Source organism: Novosphingobium sp. PhB57 (assembly GCF_004342985.1).
Lineage (GTDB): Bacteria > Pseudomonadota > Alphaproteobacteria > Sphingomonadales > Sphingomonadaceae > Novosphingobium.
On the sequence record NZ_SMBO01000005.1, the window covers coordinates 363,483 to 383,261 of the forward strand.

Consider the following 19,779-nt stretch of genomic DNA (forward strand, 5'->3'; position numbering starts at 1 on the left):
GGCGGTCACTCCGGCGCGAAGACGCAGACGCTATGGGCGGGAACGATGACGGTCTCGCCTTCCACCGGCTCGGGCTCGAACGCATCGGGCCGCGCGGTATCGAGCACGCGCTGCCACCGGGCGATGCCGTTGTGGTCCGGCAGGGTGAACGTCACCTCATCGCCCGCATTGAGCACGATGAACAGCGGCCGCTCTCCTTCCACGAAGGCTTCCTGCGCCGAATAAGTCAGGAAGAAGCCAAGGACGCGCAGTTCCGCCTGCTCCCACAGCTCGCCGTCCATCTCGCGGCCGTCGGGCTGGTGCCAGGCGATCTCGACGCGGCCGTCCTCGGCCGGTTCGCCGTTCAGGAAATTGTCCTGCGAAAGCACGGGATGATCGCGGCGGAAGCCCACCATGCGGGCCGTGAACGCCAGCAGCGCGTCGTCCTTGCCCGCCCAGTCGATCCACGCGGTCTCGTTGTCCTGGCAGTAGACGTTGTTGTTGCCGTTCTGGCTGTTGCCGAACTCGTCCCCGGCCAGGATCATCGGCACGCCCTGGCTCAGCAGCAGGGTCGCCAGCATGGCGCGGCGGCGCGCGGCGCGCGCGGCGTTGATGCCCTCGTCCTCGGTCGGCCCTTCGGCGCCCATGTCATCGGACAAGTTGTTATCGTGGCCGTCGGCCCCGCCCTCGCCGTTCGCCTCGTTGTGGCGGTCGTTGTAGGAAACGGTGTCCAGCAACGTGAAGCCGTCATGCGCGGCCAGGAAGTTGACCGAGGAGGTCGCCCCGCGATCGGAGTGGTTGAACTGTTCGGGCGAGCCGATCAGGTGGTTGGCAAGATCGCCCACCAGCGCCGGATCGCCGCGCCAGAACCCGCGCGCAGTGTCGCGGAACTTGTCGTTCCACTCACGGAACGGATAAGGGAAGCCACCGACCTGGTAGCCGCCGCTGCCCACGTCCCACGGCTCGGCGATCAGCTTGACGCCCGAAAGGATGGGGTCCTGCCGGATCGCGTCGAAGAAGCCGCCCTCGCGGTCGAAGCCCAGGGCCTCGCGCCCCAGCGTGGAGGCCAAGTCGAAGCGGAAACCGTCGACGTGCATGGCCTGCACCCAGTAGCGCAGCGAATCGAGCACCATGCGGATGACCATCGGATTGGCCACGCTCAGCGTATTGCCGGTGCCGGTCTGGTCGAAGCTGTAGCGCGGGTTTTCGGGCGAGAGAGCGTAGTAGCTGGCGTTGTCCAGCCCGCGGAAGCAGAGCGTGGGCCCGCGCTCCGAACCTTCGGCGGTGTGGTTGTAGACCACGTCCATGATGACTTCGATGCCGACCTGGTGGAAGCGCTTCACCATGGCCTTGAACTGGCGGATCGCCACGGAACCGCCACCGGGCTTGCCGCGGATCGGGCCGAGATAGCGCGGCTCTGGCGCGAAGTAGCCCAGCGTCTGGTAGCCCCAGTAGTTCGACAGGCCCTTGTCCAGCAGAATGCGGTCGTCGAGGAAGAACTGGCAGGGCAGCAGTTCGATCGCCGAGACGCCCAGCTTCTGCAGGTGGTCGAGGATCGGCGCGCTGACCATGCCGGCATAAGTGCCGCGCAGTTCCTCCGGCACGTCCGGGTGGCTCATGGTCAGGCCGCGGACATGCGCCTCGTAGACCAGCGTTTCGCCCCAGGGGCGGCGGATCGAATTGTCGCCCTCCCAGTCGAAGTCGGGATCCTGCACCACGCCCTTGACCATGAACGGCGCGGAATCGCGGCCGTCGAACGTCAGGTCGTCCCCGGTCGAGAGGTCGTAGCCCCAGAGCGCATCGTCCCATTGCAGGCTGCCGGCGATCTCGCGCGCATAAGGATCGAGCAGCAGCTTGTTGGGATTGAAGCGGTGGCCCTGCTCCGGCTCGTAGCGCCCGTGGGCGCGGTAGCCGTAAAGCTGGCCGGGCTTCACGTCCGGAAGGTAGCCCGAGAAGATCGAGCCTTCCCGGCTGGGCATTTCCAGCCGGGCGACTTCCTCTTCGCCATCCTCGGAGAAGAGGCAAAGCTCCATGGCTTCGGCGTTCTCCGAGAAGATCGCGAAATGCGTGCCTTCCCCGGTGAAATCCGCGCCCAGTTCGTGCTGCTGCCGCTCCGGCTTGGCGAAGGCGAAAGGCGTCTCGGCGGACATGGAAGTCCCTTTCAGAAGAAGGAGACGGGCATGGCTTCGGCCATGCGGGGACGCTGATCCGGTTTCTGGCCGGTCATCTGACCCGGCTGCTGGATGGCCTTGATCGGGGCCACCTCATTGGCGCGCCGCCGCCGCGAGGCGAGCCGCTGCAGCGCCCTGGCGGAAATCACGCGGATGCCGCCTTCCGAGATGGTGCACCACTTGCCGCTCTCGGCCAGTTCGGCATCGAGATCGAAACCGTCCGGGATCACCGCGTCGGCCAGCACGATGGCGTTCGAGATGGTCACCGCCCGCCCGATCCGCGCGCCGGGCAGCAGCACGACATTGCGCAAGGTGGACCCGAAGCCGATCGCGCGGCGGTCTCCCACGCCGTGATGGACGGGATGCTCCACCGGCCAGGCGGGGTCGAGCGCCAGAGACCCGTCCAGCAGGTGGCGCTGCACCGCGTGATAGGCGTCCAGCGTGCCGAGGTCCTGCCACAAGGGCTCGCGCCCCTGCCTTCCGGGCAGGGCATAGGCATAGGCGGTGCCGCAGGAAACGAGCGCGGGAATGATGTGCTTGCCGAAGTCGAGATCGGCCACGGTGCCCTCGATCTCCTTCAGCAGGTCGCGCAGCAGCGACCATTCGAAGACGTAGATGCCCATGGAGGCCAGCGCGTGGTCCGGCCGGTCCGGCGCGGCGGGGGCGATCACGGGCTTTTCGACGAAGGCGGTGATCCGGTGATCGGCAGCCGCCTTCAGCACGCCGAAGCCCGAGGCCTGGTCACGCGGGACATGGACCACGCCCACGGTGACTTCGGCCCTGGCGGCGATGTGGCGTTCCACGAAGGGGCGATAGTCCATCTGGTAGAGATGGTCTCCCGCCAGGATCACGACATGGCGCGGCGCGACGAGGTCGATCTCGTCGGCGATGCAGGCCACGGCGGCGGCCGTGCCCTCGTAAGGACCGAAATCGGCGCCATCGAGGATCGAGATGGCCGGCTGCGCGGTTTCGGCCTGCCAGCTGTCCAGAAGGTGGCGGTGAAGCGTATCGGGCTGGTACTGGGTCAGCACCATCGTCTCTCCCAACCGGGAATTGACGACATTGGCCAGGGTATAGTCGATCAGGCGCCCGTGCGGCCCGATCGGCAGGGCCGGTTTCGCCTCGTGATCGGTCAGGTCGTGGAGACGGCTGCCCCGGCCCCCCGCCAGGATGATCGACAGCACCGTACCGGCATGACCTTCGATGTTCGCGCTAACCATTCGCCCCTCTTCATCGGAACCGTTCTGCGCTGCCTAAACCGCGAAAAGAGGGCCGGTTCCGCCGCGCGGCGCTCCGTTCGTCGCATTCATCCCGCCCGGAAACGCGACTTGGGAACATGGGTGATGCGGCAGGCGAGATCGGCCTCGCCCGAGGCGACGACATAGTGATCGCCCGCGTCCGCGATTCCCGTCGTGAAAACAACGTCGCGCAGGTACATCTGGGCTTCCAGCGGGTGAGTCAGGTCCGGGTTCGCCTCGATCAGCGGCCGGTCGTCCGTCCGTAATACGCGGGAGGGGTCCTCCCGGTCGAGAATCGACCAGTACGTGCGATAGATGCCGACGATCTCCTTGGGCTCGACCCCGTGCCAGAGCGTCAGCCAGCCCTCGTCGGTCAGGACCGGCGGCGCGCCGCCGCCCATGCGCGCGGTGGCAACCGTGGCGGCATGGGGGCGAATGCCGGGGCGGCGGCAGGGCTTCCAGAACAGCCCGTCCGGCGAATGGGCCAGGTTGATCGACGGTCCCGCGCGCCATTCGCTGCCGGGCGGATAAGCGAAGTAGAGATCGCCCAGCGGCCGCGTCTGCGCCCAGTAATGCCCGCCGATCAGCCCCTCGAAGATCAGCATGTCCTTGTTCTGGTGGTCCAGCACGATATCCTCGAACTGCCAGTCCAGCCCGTTCTCCGAACTGTAGAGCGTGGTGGAATGGCGCTCCGGGCTGACCGAGCACGTGGTCATGAGCCAGCCCTCGCCCACCTTGCTGATCCGCGCGTCCTCCACGCCGTAGCACTGGAGGCTGCTGCGCGGCGCCACGGCGCGGTCGTAATGGACGGCCACCACTTCCAACCCCGCGGCGTCGAGTTCCACCGGCAAGAGCCAGGACAGCGAGGTCAGGGCCATGACCTTCCAGCCACCGCCCCGCAGCATGAACTTGCGCGGATCGGCGGTGTCGGCGTGTTCGAGCGGCCAGGCATCCAGCACATAGCGGCCCGGTTCTCCTTCCTCGCCCTCCCAGCGGATGGCGTGGACATGGCCGTCCCGGATCGGATCGCGCAGCGCCTCGGCCACGCGGACCATCATCAGCAGGTTGCCGCCCGGCAGCCGGGTGAGGCCCGGATTGAAGGCGCCCAGCACGTAAGTCTCGGCATCGAGATGGCCCGCCAGCGGCGAGCGCGAGAGGTCGACATCGTCGGGAACGAAGACGAGACGATCTTCGGGAAACGGCTCTGGCATCGGCGCGGCCTCCTTGAGGAAAGATCCCCCTTCGCCGCCAACGCGCGAGCGGGCGCCGGGTGCCCACCGGGCCGGCTCGCGGCGGCGGGGCGGGCGGAGCGGGCGACGGGGGCCGATGTCGGAGGGCAGCGCCGGCGCTGTCCCCTCCCCCTCGCCCCCCGCGGTTGACGCAGCCCGCCGCACCTCTCTACTCGGGGCGTCGCGCGGCCGGGAACAATCCCGCCGGCACGATCATTGAACCATCCTGCGCCGAGCCTGCGCCGCACAGGACGCAGGGCGTCGTGGGTCGCCTGGTCGGCCGGATCGCCCCGTCACGCGGAGCGGCTCGCCGATGCGCTCAGCAGAACGAAGAGTATTGATGGCTGCAAGCACCCCCACCCCCGCCGCCTCCACGTCCACAGCCGCTTCGGCTCGGCATGCTCCCCCTGACGTGCAGGCACAGATCCACGACCTGACCAATGCCACGGTAAACTGGTTCCAGACCTACTGGCTGCAGATCATCATTGCCGGTGCCATCGCCATCGGCATCGTCACGGCGCTCTACGCGCTGCGGCGGCTGGGCAACCGCCTCTGCCGCCCCGGCCAGTCGCGCGGCGCCTGGCTGACGGTGGTCGGCCGGGTGGTGACCAAGACCACCAACTACTTCATCGTCATGACCGCCATCAAGGTGGTCGACAACTATGCCCAGACCCCGCCCGCGCTCGACCGGCTGGTGACATTCCTGTTCACCATCGCCGCCGTCCTGCAGGGCGCGATCTGGGCGCGCGAGTTCATTCTGGGCACGATCGAGCACAAGACCGCCAGCGAGCACTTCCAGGGCGAGACGATCATCAATGCCATGGGCCTGATCCGGCTGCTGGTGAGCGTGGTGGTCTTCGCGGTCGCCACGGTGGTCCTGCTGGACAATCTGGGCGTCAACGTGACCGGCCTCGTCGCGGGCCTCGGTGTCGGCGGCATCGCCATCGGCCTGGCGGCGCAGGGCATCTTCGCGGATCTGTTCGCGGCGCTGGCGATCATCTTCGACCGGCCCTTCAGCAAGGGCGACCAGATCAGCTTCGGCAGCAGCACCGGCGTGATCGAGGCGATCGGCCTCAAATCCACCCGCATCCGCGCCTATACCGGCGAGTTGCGCATCATTTCCAACAAGAACCTGCTGGACACGGAGATCCTCAACGTCACCAAGCGGGATCACATCCGCCTGCCCTTCACCATCGGCGTCGCCTACGAGACCCCGGCGGAGACGCTGGAACGGATCCCCGGCATCCTGAGGGAACTGGTGGAGGAAGTCGGCGGCAAGCCCGCGCGCGCCGGATTCGAGACGTTCGGCCCCAGCTCGCTCGATTTCGCGCTGCTGGTCGACGTGCCCGGCGCGGACTGGTCGGTGGCGCATCCGCTGCGCGACCGCCTGCTGGTCTCCATCATGAAGCGTTTCGCGGCCGAGGGCATCTCCATCCCCTATCCGACGCAGACGACATATACCGCCGCGCCGGACGGACGGCTCATCATGCCTTACGCCGATGACCGGGCGCAGGTACCCCAGCGCGCCGAACGCCAGATGAGCCAGCGCGGATAACCACCCGCTGTCCCCACCACGAAAAAGGCCCCGGCCGCTGCTGCGACCGGGGCCTTTTTCATGCCTTTGGCGGACTTCAGGTGACCGGAGCCGCCTGAAGATCCATTTCCAGCGACAGTTCGCGGACTTTCGCCACTTCCTCGGGATCGCCCAGGACCACGCCGATGCGCTGGTGCAGGCCCACGGCCTCGGCATCCAGGATACGCTCGCGTCCATCGGTGGCCGCGCCGCCGGCCTGCTCGATCAGCATGGCCATCGGGTTGGCTTCATAGAGCAGGCGCAGGCGCGCCTTGCCCGGCTTGGCGTAGTCCGAGGGGTAGAGGAACACGCCGCCCCGCTTGAGGATGCGGTGGACGTCGGCCACCATCGAGCCGGTCCAGCGCATGTTGTACTGCCCGGCCAGCGGACCGTCGATGCAGCCCACGCGTTCGTCCACGTAGCGCGAGATGCCGGGCGACCACTGGCTGCGGCGCGCCATGTTGATCGCCACTTCGGGGTTGCCCGGGGTGATCCGGAGCGGACCGTCGGTCATGCGCCAGGCGCCCACTTCGCGGTCGAGCGTGAATTCGTAGACGCCGTTGCCGATGGTCAGGACCAGCATGGTCTGCGGGCCGTAGATGGCATAGCCGGCGGCAACCTGCTCGCGGCCGTACTGGAGGAAATCCTCCTCGGTCACTTCACGGCCCGAAGCACCCTCGGGCGCCTTGAACACGGAAAAGATCGTGCCCACCGAGAGATCGACGTCGATGTTGCTGGAACCGTCGATGGGATCGTAGAGCAACAGGTATTCGCCCTTAGGGTACCGGCCCGGGATGCGGTGGATCGTCTCCATTTCCTCGGAAGCCAGGGCCGCCAGGTGGCCGCCCCACTCGTTCGCGTCGACCAGGAGGTCATTGGCGATCACGTCCAGCTTCTTCTGCACTTCGCCCTGGACGTTCTCGGAACCGAGGCTGCCGAGCACGTCGCCCAGGGCACCCTTGGAGATCGCCTGGGCAATCACCTTGCAGGCGCGGGCCACGGTCTCGATCAGGAGACGCAGTTCGGCGGGACAGGCGGAATTGGGCTCCCGTTGCTGTTCTATCAGAAAGCGGGTGAGCGTAGTCGGCTTCATGGTCGGTTCCCTGCCTAGGCGGTCGAAAGGAGGCGATGAGGCCGGGGTCGGCCTGAAATCATGTGGCGCGGCGGCCATGCAGCCTCCGGTCCGGCATCCTTAGCCCAAGCGGCCCCGCGCGGCCATCGTCAAACGCTGGAATGAAGGATTAGAAAGGCGGGACTTTTCGCGCAGGCGATAAACCCATATTTCGAGCAGGTAATCATCGCCGCAGAACGATGTTCTCTTCCTCCCCGGACGCCGAAGTGGTATCCTGCGCGCAACCGCCAAAGAGCGGTACCGATAGGAGAGCGATATGGAGCGTCTGGAATCCGTATTTTGCGTCTGCGAGTTCAAGGTATTGTGCGCTGCGGTGTGCTGTTCCGGTAGCCTCGCACTCGTGACGATACTGCTATTGACCTGACCGGCCTGAACCTTCCGGAGATCCCCGGTTGTCCAGCGCGCCGTTGTCGAGCGTACTGGGCGCGCCCATCTCGATCATCCGGTCGTTCAAGGTTCTCAGGATAGACAGGAACGTGTTCAGGTCCTCAAAGCCCAGGACCTCGAAAAACTGCGCTGCGAAGGCATCCCGGTGCGGTTCCACCTCGCGGATGACCGCGCGCCCCGCTTCCGTCAGATTGATCCGCTTCGCCCGCCGGTCACTGGGATCGGGGCTCCGCGCCACAAGCCCATCCCGCTCCAGCCCGTCGATCGCCTCGGTCACCGTGCGCGGCGCCTGACCCAGCGCGTCGGCAATATCGGTAGAACGCATCGCGCCGCATCTTTCCATCAGCAACAGCAGCTTGAGCTGCGCCAGCGACGCCCCATGCGCCCGCATCCGGTCATTGAAGAGCCGGTGCATGCGCAGATGCAGATCGCGCATCTGTTCGAGGACTTCCTGCTGGATGCTCATGTCGAGAAATAGTGTGGGACCATATCAAATGCCATTGCCATATGCTCCGCGCGGGTGCAAGTGCATGTCCATCACTGCTGCGATGCAGCAATAAGGCATGAGTAACGATTGATGGCAAACGATGTGAGCGGGTCGCACGAAGGTCCCCAGAATGCCCCCGACAGCGAATCCGGCGCCTCCCCGGCAGCCGAAACCGCGAATCGGCCTTCCGCGCTCAAGCGCCCGGGCGTGCGCCGCGCGCTGTTCGTCGGGGTGCTGGTGGTGATCGTCGCGGGCGGCGCCTGGCTGCTTCACTACGAAACGCGGGGCAAGTACCTTCAGGACACCAACGACGCCTATATCCAGGCGGACGCGGTCACCATTTCGCCCAAGATCTCCGGCTATGTCGAGGACGTGCTCGTCGGCGACAACCAGGACGTGAAGGCCGGCCAGCCGCTCGTCCGCATCGACCCGCGCGACTACAATGCCCAGGCGGAGCAGTACCAGGCGCAGATCGACGTCGCCAAGGCCAATGCCGATAACGTGCGCGCCGGCATCGGCGAGCAGGAAGCCGGCATCGCCCAGGCCCGCGCCCAGCTGGCCTCGGCCGAGGAAGACGCCCGCTACGCCGAGCGCGAGGCCGCCCGCTATGCCCCGCTGGCCGCCAGCGGCGCCGAGACGAAGCAGCAGCTCGCCTCCTTGCGCAACCAGGCCGCCAAGGCCCGCGCCGCCGCCGATGCGCAGCGCGCCGCCGTGCTTTCGGCCGAGCGCCGGATCGGTTCGCTCAACGCCCAGATCCGCCAGGCCGAGGCCCAGGGCGAAGCCGCCCGCGCCCAGCTGGCCGCCGCCCATGTCAATGTCGGCTCCACCGTGCTCAAGGCCAGCATCGACGGCCGCATCGGCGACCGTACCGTGCGCACCGGGCAGTTCGTGCAGGCCGGCACCCGCCTGATGTCGGTGGTGCCGCTGACCAAGCTCTACGTCACCGCCAACTTCAAGGAAACGCAGATCGGCCTGATGCACGCCGGCCAGCCCGCGACCATCCAGGTGGACGCGCTGGACGGCACCAGGATCCGCGGCCACGTCGAATCCATCTCGCCGGGCACGGGCGCGCAGTTCTCCCTGCTGCCGCCCCAGAACGCGACCGGCAACTTCACCAAGATCGTCCAGCGCGTGCCCGTGCGCATCGCCATCGACGCCGGACCCGAGGCGCGCCGCGTCCTCGTGCCCGGCCTTTCGGTCACCGTCACGGTCGACACCCTGGCCGCCAAGGGCACCCAGGGCGCCGTGGCCAAGCAGGAAAAGGCACGCCGGGACGATAACCGGTGAGCCGATCCGCTTCCGTTTCGTCCCCGGCCCGGTCGCCGGCCGAACCGCCGGCGCCGCCGGAAACCGAGCAGCGCGCCGATGCCGCCGCCTGGCTGGCCGTGGCCGCGGGCACGCTGGGCGCGCTGATGGCGACGCTGGACGTCTCCATCGTCAACAGCTCGCTGCCCACGATCCAGGGCGAGATCGGCGCCAGCGGCACCGAAGGCACCTGGATCGCCACGGCCTATCTCGTGGCCGAGATCGTCATCATTCCACTGTCCGGCTGGCTTGAACGCCTGCTGGGCCTTCGCACCCTGCTGCTCGTCGCCTCGGCGCTGTTCACCCTGTTCTCGATCATGTGCGGCCTTTCGACCACCCTGCCGATGATGATCGTCGGCCGCGTGGGCCAGGGCTTCACGGGCGGCGCGCTGATCCCCACCGCCATGACCATCGTGGCGACACGATTGCCCCGCGCCCAGCAGCCGATCGGCAATGCCCTGTTCGGCGCGACCGCGCTGCTCGGGCCGGTGGTCGGCCCCGTGCTGGGCGGCTGGCTGACCGAGAACGTCAGCTGGCACTATGCCTTCTTCCTCAACCTGCCGGTCGGCATCGCACTGGCGACGCTGCTGCTGGTGGCCATCCCGCACCAGAAATCCAACCTCGGCCTCATCCGCGAGGCGGACTGGATGGGCATTCTCGGCCTGGCCCTCGGCCTGGGCGGACTGACCGTGGTGCTGGAGGAAGGCGAGCGCGAGCAGTGGTTCTCCTCCGGCCTCATCATCTCGCTGACGGCGGTATCGGTGTTCGGGATGGTGCTGATCGCGCTGGGCCAGATTTTCGCGCGCAAGCCGGTGATCCAGCTCAAGCTCCTGCTGAACCGGCAATTCGGCAGCGTCGTCGCCATGGTCACCGTGGTGGGCATGGTGATCTACGGCACGTCCTACGTGATCCCGCAGTTCCTTTCGACGATCGCCGGATACAATTCGCTGCAATCGGGGCAGGTGGTGATGCTTTCGGGCATCCCGGTCATGCTGATGATGCCGATTACGCCCTGGCTGATCCGCAACGTCGACATTCGCCTCTCCGTCGGCTTCGGCCTCTCCGTACTGGCGCTGAGCGCCCTGCTGGAGACCGGCCTGACGCCGCTTTCCGACGGCGCGGACTTCGTGGAATCCCAGCTCATGCGCGGCATGGGCACGGTGTTCTGCATGATGTTCCTGAACCAGGCGGCGATCCGCTCGGTGCCCAGGGAAGAGGCGGGCGATGCCTCGGGCCTCTACAACGCCGCGCGCAACCTGGGCGGTTCCTTCGCCCTGGCCGGCATCGCGGTGATCCAGGACCAGCGCCTCTGGCTCCACGCCCGGCGCCTGGAAGAAACGCTCAACGCCAATTCGGTCTCCGTGCAGGACTATGTCGCCGCGCAGGGACCGGGCGTGCTGCGATCGCTGGAATCGACCATCCAGATCCAGGCGCTGACGATGACTTATGCCGACATGTTCTGGATGATGTCGGTGGGCATCGTCTTCGTCATTCCGCTCGTTCTGTTCCTTCGCCCGCTGCCCAAGAATGCGCCGCTGGCGACCGGACATTGAGGAAAACCATGCGTTCCATCCTTCTGCTGCCCCTGATGACCGGGGCTCTGACGGCCACTCTCGCCGGCTGCACGGTCGGTCCCGACTATGCCGGCCCGCCCAGGGCCGCCTCCGACGGCGCCACCGCCGCCGCCTTCGTGCGCGCCGATGCCGGTGCGGTCACGGCCGCGTCGCCGGTCGCCGACTGGTGGAAGCCGCTTGGCGATCCGCTGCTCGACGATCTGATCGCCCGCGCCCTGACCGGCAATACCGACGTCAAGGCCGGCGAGGCGCGCCTGCGCCAGGCCCGCGCCGCCTTGGGCGAGGAGCGCGCCAACCTCGCGCCCAAGGTCAGCGCTTCGGCCATGTACGCTCATGCCCATGTCCCCGGCGTGGCTTTCGGCAGCAGTGACGGCAGCGACAGCAGCGGCGGCGACAGCAGCGGGGGCAGCAGCGGCACCGACCTCAACCTCTACAACCTGGGCTTCAACGCCAGCTGGGAAGTCGACCTGTTCGGCGGCCAGCGCCGTGCGGTGGAAGCCGCGCGCGCCGGCATCGAGGGCGCCGAGGCCAGCCTGGCCGACGTGCAGGTGAGCATCGCCGCCAATGTCGCCAAGTCCTACCTCGACTTGCGCGACCGTCAGCAGCGCATCGCGCTCGGCCAGCAGTCGATCGCCTGGCAGGAAGAGGCGCTCACCCTCACGCGCCAGCGGCTCGAACGCGGCACCGCAACCGCGATGGAAGTGGCCCAGGCCGAAGGCCAGCTCGCCTCCGCCCGCGCCCAGATCGCCCCGCTCGCCGCCGAGCGCGACGCCTACATGAACGCGCTGGCGGTGCTGACCGCGCAAGAACCCGGCGCGCTCGACGCTGCCCTGGCCGCCGCCGGGGAGATCCCGCTGCCGCCCGCGACAGTGCCCGTGGGCGATCCCGCGCGGCTGATCGCCAACCGTCCCGACATCCGCGCGGCCGAGCGTGAGCTGGCCGCCGATACCGCCAAGATCGGCCAGGCCGAAGCCGCGCGCTTCCCGCGCCTCTCGTTCATGGGCCTGATCGGCATCGGCGGCACCAAGATCAGCGACCTTGGCAAGCTGGACGACTTCACCGCCCTTGCCGCCCCGCAACTGAGCTGGAGCTTCCTCGACTTCGGCCGCAGCAAGGCCAAGGTCCACCAGTCCGAAGCCGTGCGCGACGAGGCCGAGGCCCGCTACCGCGGCACCGTGCTGACCGCGTTGCGCGACGCCGAGGATTCGCTGGCGCGCTACCGCGAAGGCCGCATCACCGTGGCCGCGCTGGCCCGCGCGCGCGACAAGGCGGCGATGGCGGAGAGCCTCACCGACCAGCGCTTCCAGTCCGGCACGGCCACCCGCGTCGCCGTGCTCAACGCCCGCCGCGACCGCAGCAGCGCCGAGCAGAACCTGGTGACGGCCCGCGCCGCGCTCACATCCGATTACGTGGCCATCCAGAAGGCGCTCGGCTTGGCCTGGCGCTGATAGGGCCTGGCGCTGACCTGACGCTGATACGGCGCTGACGAAAAAAAGGCCCCCCGGTCGCACCGACCGGGGAGCCTTCGCGTATCCGCGGTGGAACCGCTCAGCCGTGGCGCGCGATCAGCCGCAGGCCCGGGGTCGCCGGTCCCATCCGGAAACGATCGGCCTCGGCCGCCAGTGCGGCGATTTCCGAGGTCAGATTGCGAGCAGCGGCGGAGGTTTCCTCGACCATCGCCGCATTCTGCTGGGTGGCGTGGTCCATGGCCCCCACTGCCGTATTGATTTCACCGATCGCCGCGGCCTGCGCGTCGTTGTCGGCGGCGATCTGGCCCGCAAGCCGGGTCACTTCCTCGCCAGAGGAGGAGATGACGCCGAACGCGGAGTCCACCTTCTCCACGGCATCGACCGCCGCCTCGATGTCGGTCTGGGTCACGCCCAGCTGGTCGCGGGCACGCTTCGATTCCTCTTCGGCGCGCATGGCGAGGGCCGAGACAAGGTCCGCCACCACCGCGAAACCGCGCCCGGCATCGCCGGCCCGGCCGGCCTCTACCGCCGCATTCATGGCGAGCACGCGGGTCTGGAAGGCAATCTTGTCGAGACCCTCGATCACGCCGTCGATGCCCTTGGCGCTGTCGCTCACGCGGTTCATCGCCTGGACCGCGGCGTCCGTGCGCGCCCGGCCTTCCAGCACCGCGCCCATCGCCTGTTCCGACGTGGAGAGCGAGCGCGAGGCGGCCTGCGCCGTGGCGCGCAGGCGGTCGTCGATCTGCTGGATCGCCGCGGCCGTCTGCTCCAGGCTGGCGGCATTGCCCTCGGTGCGGCGGGCCAGGTCCTCGGAGGCCTGCGCAATCTCGCGCGATCCGGTGAGGCTGTTCTGGGTGCTGGCCTTCACCGAGCCGAGCAGGCCGCGCAGGCTGGCCAGGGCTTCGTTGAAGCTGGCCTTGAGCGCGGCGTATTCGGCCGGGTAGTCCTCTACGATATCGCAGGAAAGGTCGCCTTCGGACAAGCGGCGGAAGTTCTCGGCCATGCCCTGCACGACGGCGGAATTGCGCTGCGCCTCGCCGTTCGAGGCGATTTCCGCCTGCGCGGTCGCGCGGAACTGGAACATCGCCTGGGTCAGGCGGCCAACGCAGTCGCGGTAGTGCGTGAATTCGATCGGGCTATCGAGATCGCCCGAAGCCAGGCCCTCCATGCGCACCACGGTGGTGACGTAAGGCCCGGCGATCGCCTCGCGGTAGGCCACGGCCAGGACCACCGCCAGCGCGGTCGCGCCCAGCGCCACCCAGTGCGCGGCACTTTCGCCCACCAGCAGCCCGGCGCCTCCCGACAGTCCGACGAGGATGACGAAGCTACTGAAAGCGATAAGTAATTTCAGTCTGATCGGCGCGTTGGCCTTGAACCATTCCATTCGGATTCCCCCACCCCTGAGTTGTCGCCCGAGCGGCGGGAATTCCAGCCGGACGAGATATCCATCAGGCTTTATAGAGTGGAAGAAAGGCGTCAGTTTCGGACTCGTCGGAATTACAACCGAAGAGGTTCTTTTGCAGGACTGTTCTTGCGAGGCCCGTGAAAGCGGAAAACGATTGCCAAATGAACGCGTGGATTCTTGCGCTTTTTAGGTAATGGTTTGCAAGCGGCAAGAATACCGCCGCCGCCGGCCTCTCAGCCCGGCCGGCTTCCCTTCAGGACCACGGCCTGGTCCATGACGCCGAAGGGCATCCAGCCGGTGCTGTCGCAGGCTGCCATGCGGACCCGGTCGCCGTGGACCATGAACGGGGTGGCGGGCTTGCCGTCGCGGATGATCTCGATGGCGCGGACTTCGGAGATGCAGCTCGATCCCACTTGCGCGTAATCGGCGTTGGACACGGTGCCCGACCCGATCACCGTGCCTGCGACCAGATTGCGGGTCAGGGCGGCATGGGCAATGAGGTCGTGGAAACCGAAGTCCATCGCGGCGCCGCTTGCCGCGCCGAAGCGCCGGCCGTTGAGGTCGACCAGCAGGTCCATGCAGACCCGGCCGTCCCGCCAAGCCGCGCCCAGTGCCCCGGGCGTCACCGCGAAAGGCGCCATGGCGCAAGCGGGCTTGGCCTGGACCCAGCCGAAGCCGGTCTTCATCTCGACCGGCGCGATCGTGCGCAGCGACCAGTCGTTGATCTGGACGACGAGCCGGACGTGCTTCAGCGCGTCGGCGGCTGGCGTCCCCATCGGCACGTGATCGACGATCACGCCGAATTCGCCCTCGAAATCGATGCCGTGGGCGGGGTCTGCGAAAGGTACCGGGTCGTGGGGGCCGTGGAAGCGGTCCGACATCCCCTGGTACATCAGCGGCCGGTCGCTATCGACGGGAGGCAGCCCGAAGGCGATCTGCATGAGTTCGCCGTGCGTGCCGAAGGCCGATCCGTCCAGCCACTGCCAGGACCGCGGCAAGGGCGCGCGAAGGCGGGCGGGGTCGAGCGTCCCGCCGCCGCCTGCCTCCAGCATGTCTGCAAGCTTGCGCAAGACTGGCTCGGCGGCGGTCCAGTCCTCCATCGCGGAGAGCAGGGTCAGGCCCGGCGTCGCCAGCCAGCGCGCGCCGTCGCGCGACACGACGATCAGCGCTCCATCGGGGCGCCCGTTTTCCACCGTGGCAAGACGCATGGTCAGTCCTCGAAGATCGCGACGGCGCGCGTCCAGCCAGCCGAAGCGCCCTTGATCTTGTGCGGGAAGCACGAGACGGTGAAGCCGTGCCCCGGCAGCACTTCCAGGTTGTGCAGCTTTTCGAGGTGACAGTAGCCGATGTCGCGGCCCGCCTTGTGGCCTTCCCAGATGAGCGAGGTATCGCCGGTTTCCTTCACCTTTTCGGCCGTATAGCTGAACGGCGCATCCCACGACCAGGCATCGGTGCCGGTCACGCGCACGCCGCGGGTCGTGAGGTACATCGTAGCCTCGTAACCCATGCCGCAGCCGCGGTTGACGTAGTTCGGCTCGCCCAGCGCCTTGCCGGCGGCGGTGTTGACGAGGACGATGTCGAGCGGCTTGAGGTCATGGCCGATGCGGGCGAGTTCGTCCTCGACGTCCTTGGCGGTGACCACATAGCCATCGGGGAGGTGGCGGAAGTCCAGCTTCACGCCGGACTGGAAACACCATTCCAGCGGCACTTCGTCGATGGTGATCGAACGCTCTGGCTCTCCATCCTTGCCGTTCATGGTCGGGTGGAAGTGATAGGGCGCATCGAGGTGCGTGCCGCTGTGGGTGGTCAGCTTCACCCATTCGGACGCGGCAAAACCAGCGCCGTCGGGCGTGTCCTCGGCGGTGACGCCGGGGAAGAACATGTCCAGCTCCGGCGCGGTGTCCATGTGGGTCTGGTACGTGATCTCCGGCTTCAGGAACGGCGGATCGCTGACCACGTCGTTGCAGAGCGAGATCGAGAGGTCGACAAAGCGGCGGGTCATGCGGTTTCTCCTCCGAGCGTCTCGGCGAACCAGTCCGAAATCAGGTCGCGGCCATAAGCCATGTTGTCGGCACCGACGTGCTCCACGCCGCCTTCGCGGGGCGTGAAAATCACCTTCTCTCGGCGCGGCGAGTTGACGAGTTGGTCGTAGAGGTCATCGGCGTAATCCACGCTGATCTGACGGTCCCTGGCGCCGTGCGTGACGAGGAATGGCACCTTGATGCGGTCCATATGGCCATTGAGGTTCATCGCTTCGGACTTCGCCAGGAAATCGTCCTGATCCTCGGCTCCAAAGGCCCAGTGGACGTGCGCCCAGTAGTGCGGCACCGGATTCTCGCCCTCGCGCGCCATGCGCTTGTCCTGCACTTCGCGCCAGTTGTGGTTGGCACCCCAGACCGCGCCCGAGGCGAAGCGCGGCTCATACGCCACCGCGCGCGGCGCGAAATGGCCGCCAAGCGAGATGCCGGTCATGCCGATGCGCGCCGGATCGACATCCGCCTGCTGCTCCAGCCAGTCCACTGCCTTGCTCGCCCAGCTTTCCGAATGCGGATCGACAGGCAGGTCCTGCAGGCGCAGCGCCTCGCCCGATCCGGGCTGGTCGACGCAGAGGGTGGAGATGCCCCGGCGCGCCAGTTCCTGCGGCAGGCGGGTCCAGTAGAGCAGTTCCTTGCAGCTATCGAGGCCGTTGCAGAACACCACCACCGGCTTGCGGCCTGCTCCCGGCGCGCGGGTGAACAGCGCCGGCATCGTGCCTGCCTCCAGCGGGATCTCCACGCGTTCGCGGTTGATCTTGCCCAGCGCGGTCGAGCGGTCGAAAGCCGCGCGCGCCCGAGCATAGGTTTCCTTGCGTCCGGGATGGCCGTGGCCCTGCATCCGCTCGGCGGTGATCAGATAGAGCGAGGCGCGCTCCAGCTTGTTCGAGGCCGAAAACTTGCGGCCCTTCGCCTCGTCCTCGACGGCGAGTTCCAGCAGCTTGTAGCCCATCGCCGCCCAGGCCTTCATGAACTGCGGCGTGCCGGCATCGGCGCCGCCTGCCGCCGCGTCGCGGATCGGCTGGCACATGTCGATGATCTCACCGAGCTGCGCGCCCGATTCCATCGCGATCGAGACCGAGAGATTCCAGATGTAGTTCGGGAAGTATTCGAAGAGGGCCAAGGGGGGCTCCTGTAATCAGAAATAGGGGTGCGGATTGACGGTCTGCGTCTGGATCGGCTGGAGCACGTCCCAGTGCTCGACGATCCTGCCGTCCTTCAGGCGGTAGATGTCGGCCACCGCCCCGCCGGGATTGTCCGGCGAAGGGCGGCCGCGAAGGTGGATCATCGCCATGTCGCCATCGACGAGGATCCGCTTCACGTCGAACGAGGCGCCGGGCGCGGAGAACTTCGGCTCCAGCATGGCGATCGCCGCCTCGCGCCCGTCAAGAATGCCGGGGTTGTGCTGGATATAGTCCGCCGCCACGTAGCGCTCGAAGGCCGCGCGTACCTTGCGCTCGGTGTAGAAGAGCCGGGCGAAGTCGGTCACGACCGCGCGGTTGCGCGTCGTCAGCGTCTCCGGCGCGCGGGCCGAGACCAGAGCGAGAGCGCAGGCCGCAAGGGCCGCGACCGACAGGCCCCGCTTCATCAGGCGTCCGCCGCCTGGAACAGGCGCGCATCGGGCGCGGGATGCGGCATCGTCTGCGGGCCGCCGACGCCGATGCCCCACTGGTCCATGACCTGCGGGCCGGGGATATGCACCTTGTGCTGGTGCGTCTCGAAATCGACCTCTTCCAGCTCCGAGGTGTACTCGACCGCGAAGCCCGCCGGCGTCGTGAAGTAGCTGAACGTGTTGTTGCCCGCCGTGTGGCGACCCGGCCCCCAGCGAAGATCCGTGCCGCGCTGCTTCAGGCGGTGGACACCGCGCATCATGTCGTCGACCGAGAGCATGTCGTAGGCGACATGGTTGAGGCACGGCGGCCCGGGCAGGATGGCCACGCGGTGATGGGCTTCGTTGCAGCGCAGGAAGCACATGAAATCACCCAGCCAGTCGCTCACCTTGAAGCCCAGCACATCGGTGAAGAATGCCACCAGCGCCTGATGATCGGGCGAGTGCATGACGATATGGCTGATCTTCACCGGCATGCCTTCCCAGCGCTCCATCGCCCGCTTGCCGAGCGTTTCGACCCCGGCCGAGATCTCGAACGGCAGGCCGTCAGGGCTGAAGAAGCGGAAGGCATAACCGCCGCCCGGCGCATCGATTTCGCGCGGGGCGAAGATCACCTTGCAGCCGGCCGCCACGACCTTGTCGTGCAGGGCATTCACGTCTTCGCGCGTGTCGGCGGCGAAAGCGATCACTTCCACATGGTTGGCATCCGACTTGTGGAGGCGCACGACGTGATGCTCGTCATGCCCGTGCGTCTTGAACCACGCGAAGTCCTCGTTCGCGCCGACTTCCACCAGGCCCCAGTCCTCGGTGTAGAATGTGCGTTCGGCGTCGAAGTCCTCGACGCCATATCCGACGTAGCGGATTTCGGTCACTCGGCTCATGGCTGCAATTCCCTGCATGAAATGGTCAAATGGGCTGGCTGACCACTGCGAACATCTCCGCGGTGGCCTTGTGGTTGTCGACGGGCGGCCCCTTGCCGATCTGGCCGTGGCAAATCGCCAGCGAGGCCTCGACGATGTAGCGGCAGCGGTCGTAGCGGCGGGCCCGGTAAGCCTCGAAGGCCGCTTCCGGATCAGCATGAGCGGAGAGTTCCTCTGCCAGCACGATCGCATCCTCGATCGCCATGCCCGCGCCCTGCCCCAGGTGCGGCGTGGTGGCGTGGACGGCATCGCCCAGCAGGACGACGCGTCCGGCGTGCCAGGGCCCATGGACCATCATGCCTTCCAGCGGGCGATAGACGACCTCGGCATCCTCGGTGATCGCCTCGGCCAGCGCGCGGATCGCCGGCGCGGTCTGCCCCAGCTTCGCGCGCATCGTCGCGGCCAGGCCCTCGACCGGATAGCGCGGATTGCCCGGCTCCGGCGTCGTCGCGTACATATACATGGTCTCGGCCGACATCGGCACCAGCCCCACCCCGGTCGGGCCGTTGTAAACGTGGAGAGCGTCGAGCCCCTCGGGCCGCGGGAAGTTGTAGCGCCAGACCGACTGCCCGGTGAATTCAGGGCTTTCCGCCTCGGGCAGGACCATGCGGCGGGTCTGCGAATAGACGCCGTCCGCGCCGATCACGACGTCGTAGCGCGCCTCTCCGCCGTCGGAAAAGCGCACCGATACGCCGGTCTCGTCCTGATCGAGCGTCTCGGCCGTTACGCCAGGACGGATTTCGGCGCCCAGCGCCCTCACGCTGTCTCCCAGCACTTTCTGCAAGGCGCGGCGGCCGATGCCGACGTTGGCAGGCTTGCCCTCGACCAGGGTGGGCGTGGGAATGCGGGCGACGCGGCTGCCGTCCGGAATGTAGATCTCCACCGCGTCGAAGCCGCAGGCGGCGTCCAGGAAGGCATCGAGCACGCCGAGCTGGTCCATGGCGCGCACCACGTTGGACTGCTGGATGATGCCCACCCCGTAGACCGACCAGGTGGGATCGCGCTCGATCACGGTGACGCGGTGTCCCTTGCGGCGCAGCGCGATGGCCGCGGAAAGGCCGCCAATGCCGCCGCCGATCACCAGGACGTTCAGGTCCGGAACGAGCGGGGCTGCGGGTGTCGTCCTGCCGGACATGCTCAGAAACTCCTCGGTCAAGGCCGGAGAGGATCGGGAGGCGGCAGGAGCGTCGATGCAACGGGGCAAGTCCGCGGGATCGCCCCGCCGGCTTGCATCAGGCCGTGTCCGGCCTTTCGGTCATCGCTCTCGC

At 67.5% G+C, this 19,779-nt stretch carries 16 protein-coding genes; 4 read left to right on the forward strand and 12 right to left on the reverse strand.

Translation table 11 applies throughout. The features are described from left to right. Nucleotides 1–5: 5 nt before the first annotated feature. The 3 genes from glgX to EDF58_RS16945 all read right to left on the reverse strand — a co-directional run bounded on the left by glgX (nucleotide 6) and on the right by EDF58_RS16945 (nucleotide 4,599). Complete coding sequence (glgX, locus tag EDF58_RS16935; protein WP_132267670.1) at nucleotides 6–2,129, reverse strand: glycogen debranching protein GlgX; 2,124 nt, start codon at nucleotides 2,127–2,129, stop codon at nucleotides 6–8. 11 nt (nucleotides 2,130–2,140) lie between these two features. Next, complete coding sequence (locus EDF58_RS16940; protein WP_132267671.1) at nucleotides 2,141–3,370, reverse strand: sugar phosphate nucleotidyltransferase; 1,230 nt, start codon at nucleotides 3,368–3,370, stop codon at nucleotides 2,141–2,143. A gap of 86 nt (nucleotides 3,371–3,456) precedes the next feature. Beyond that, entirely contained in the window at nucleotides 3,457–4,599 is a 1,143-nt protein-coding gene (locus tag EDF58_RS16945) for a glycosidase (protein ID WP_132267673.1), read from the reverse strand. A gap of 358 nt (nucleotides 4,600–4,957) precedes the next feature. On the opposite strand from EDF58_RS16945, the gene EDF58_RS16950 reads away from it, so the two are divergent. Continuing rightward, nucleotides 4,958–6,172, forward strand: a complete 1,215-nt coding sequence (locus EDF58_RS16950; RefSeq protein ID WP_132267674.1) for a mechanosensitive ion channel family protein — start codon at nucleotides 4,958–4,960, stop codon at nucleotides 6,170–6,172. Between the two features lie 76 nt (nucleotides 6,173–6,248). On the opposite strand, the gene EDF58_RS16955 is transcribed toward EDF58_RS16950, so the two are convergent. Both EDF58_RS16955 and EDF58_RS16960 read right to left on the reverse strand, forming a co-directional pair. Further along, a complete protein-coding gene (locus EDF58_RS16955; RefSeq protein WP_132267676.1) occupies nucleotides 6,249–7,283 on the reverse strand; it encodes a class 1 fructose-bisphosphatase in 1,035 nt (344 codons plus the stop codon). A gap of 391 nt (nucleotides 7,284–7,674) precedes the next feature. Then, complete coding sequence (locus tag EDF58_RS16960) at nucleotides 7,675–8,175, reverse strand: MarR family transcriptional regulator (protein ID WP_132267678.1); 501 nt, start codon at nucleotides 8,173–8,175, stop codon at nucleotides 7,675–7,677. Between the two features lie 111 nt (nucleotides 8,176–8,286). On the opposite strand from EDF58_RS16960, the gene EDF58_RS16965 reads away from it, so the two are divergent. Genes EDF58_RS16965 through EDF58_RS16975 form a run of 3 tightly spaced genes read left to right on the forward strand, consistent with a single transcriptional unit; the run spans nucleotide 8,287 to nucleotide 12,523 of the window. After that, a complete protein-coding gene (locus EDF58_RS16965) occupies nucleotides 8,287–9,483 on the forward strand; it encodes an HlyD family secretion protein (RefSeq protein WP_132267679.1) in 1,197 nt (398 codons plus the stop codon). After that, nucleotides 9,480–11,054 carry an MDR family MFS transporter gene (locus tag EDF58_RS16970; RefSeq protein WP_132267681.1) on the forward strand — a complete coding sequence of 525 codons (1,575 nt, stop codon included), beginning with the start codon at nucleotides 9,480–9,482 and terminating at the stop codon, nucleotides 11,052–11,054. Before EDF58_RS16965 ends, EDF58_RS16970 begins: the two co-directional genes overlap by 4 nt. 8 nt (nucleotides 11,055–11,062) lie before the next feature. After that, nucleotides 11,063–12,523, forward strand: coding sequence for an efflux transporter outer membrane subunit (locus EDF58_RS16975; RefSeq protein WP_132267682.1), 1,461 nt, complete (start codon nucleotides 11,063–11,065; stop codon nucleotides 12,521–12,523). A 100-nt stretch (nucleotides 12,524–12,623) separates the two neighbouring features. Here the strand turns inward: EDF58_RS16975 and EDF58_RS16980 are convergent, their stop codons facing one another. The 7 genes from EDF58_RS16980 to EDF58_RS17010 form a co-directional block, all read right to left on the reverse strand. Further along, nucleotides 12,624–13,928, reverse strand: a complete 1,305-nt coding sequence (locus EDF58_RS16980) for a methyl-accepting chemotaxis protein (protein ID WP_132267684.1) — start codon at nucleotides 13,926–13,928, stop codon at nucleotides 12,624–12,626. A 254-nt stretch (nucleotides 13,929–14,182) separates the two neighbouring features. Continuing rightward, entirely contained in the window at nucleotides 14,183–15,157 is a 975-nt protein-coding gene (locus tag EDF58_RS16985) for a fumarylacetoacetate hydrolase family protein (RefSeq protein ID WP_132267686.1), read from the reverse strand. Between the two features lie 2 nt (nucleotides 15,158–15,159). Further along, on the reverse strand, nucleotides 15,160–15,951 hold the full coding sequence (locus EDF58_RS16990) for a cyclase family protein (RefSeq protein WP_132267687.1): 792 nt from the start codon (nucleotides 15,949–15,951) through the stop codon (nucleotides 15,160–15,162). Next, nucleotides 15,948–17,105 (reverse strand): alpha/beta fold hydrolase, encoded by a 1,158-nt coding sequence (locus EDF58_RS16995; protein WP_132267689.1) that lies wholly within the window; start codon nucleotides 17,103–17,105, stop codon nucleotides 15,948–15,950. The genes EDF58_RS16990 and EDF58_RS16995 overlap by 4 nt, the downstream gene beginning before the upstream one ends. Nucleotides 17,106–17,120: 15 nt before the next feature. Then, the gene (locus tag EDF58_RS17000) at nucleotides 17,121–17,570 is read right to left on the reverse strand and encodes a nuclear transport factor 2 family protein (protein WP_132267691.1); all 450 of its coding nucleotides are present in this window, start codon (nucleotides 17,568–17,570) and stop codon (nucleotides 17,121–17,123) included. Continuing rightward, nucleotides 17,570–18,472 (reverse strand): VOC family protein, encoded by a 903-nt coding sequence (locus EDF58_RS17005; RefSeq protein WP_132267693.1) that lies wholly within the window; start codon nucleotides 18,470–18,472, stop codon nucleotides 17,570–17,572. The genes EDF58_RS17000 and EDF58_RS17005 overlap by 1 nt, the downstream gene beginning before the upstream one ends. A 25-nt stretch (nucleotides 18,473–18,497) precedes the next feature. Beyond that, nucleotides 18,498–19,646 carry an FAD-dependent oxidoreductase gene (locus EDF58_RS17010; protein WP_132267695.1) on the reverse strand — a complete coding sequence of 383 codons (1,149 nt, stop codon included), beginning with the start codon at nucleotides 19,644–19,646 and terminating at the stop codon, nucleotides 18,498–18,500. Between the last annotated feature and the right edge of the window lie 133 nt (nucleotides 19,647–19,779).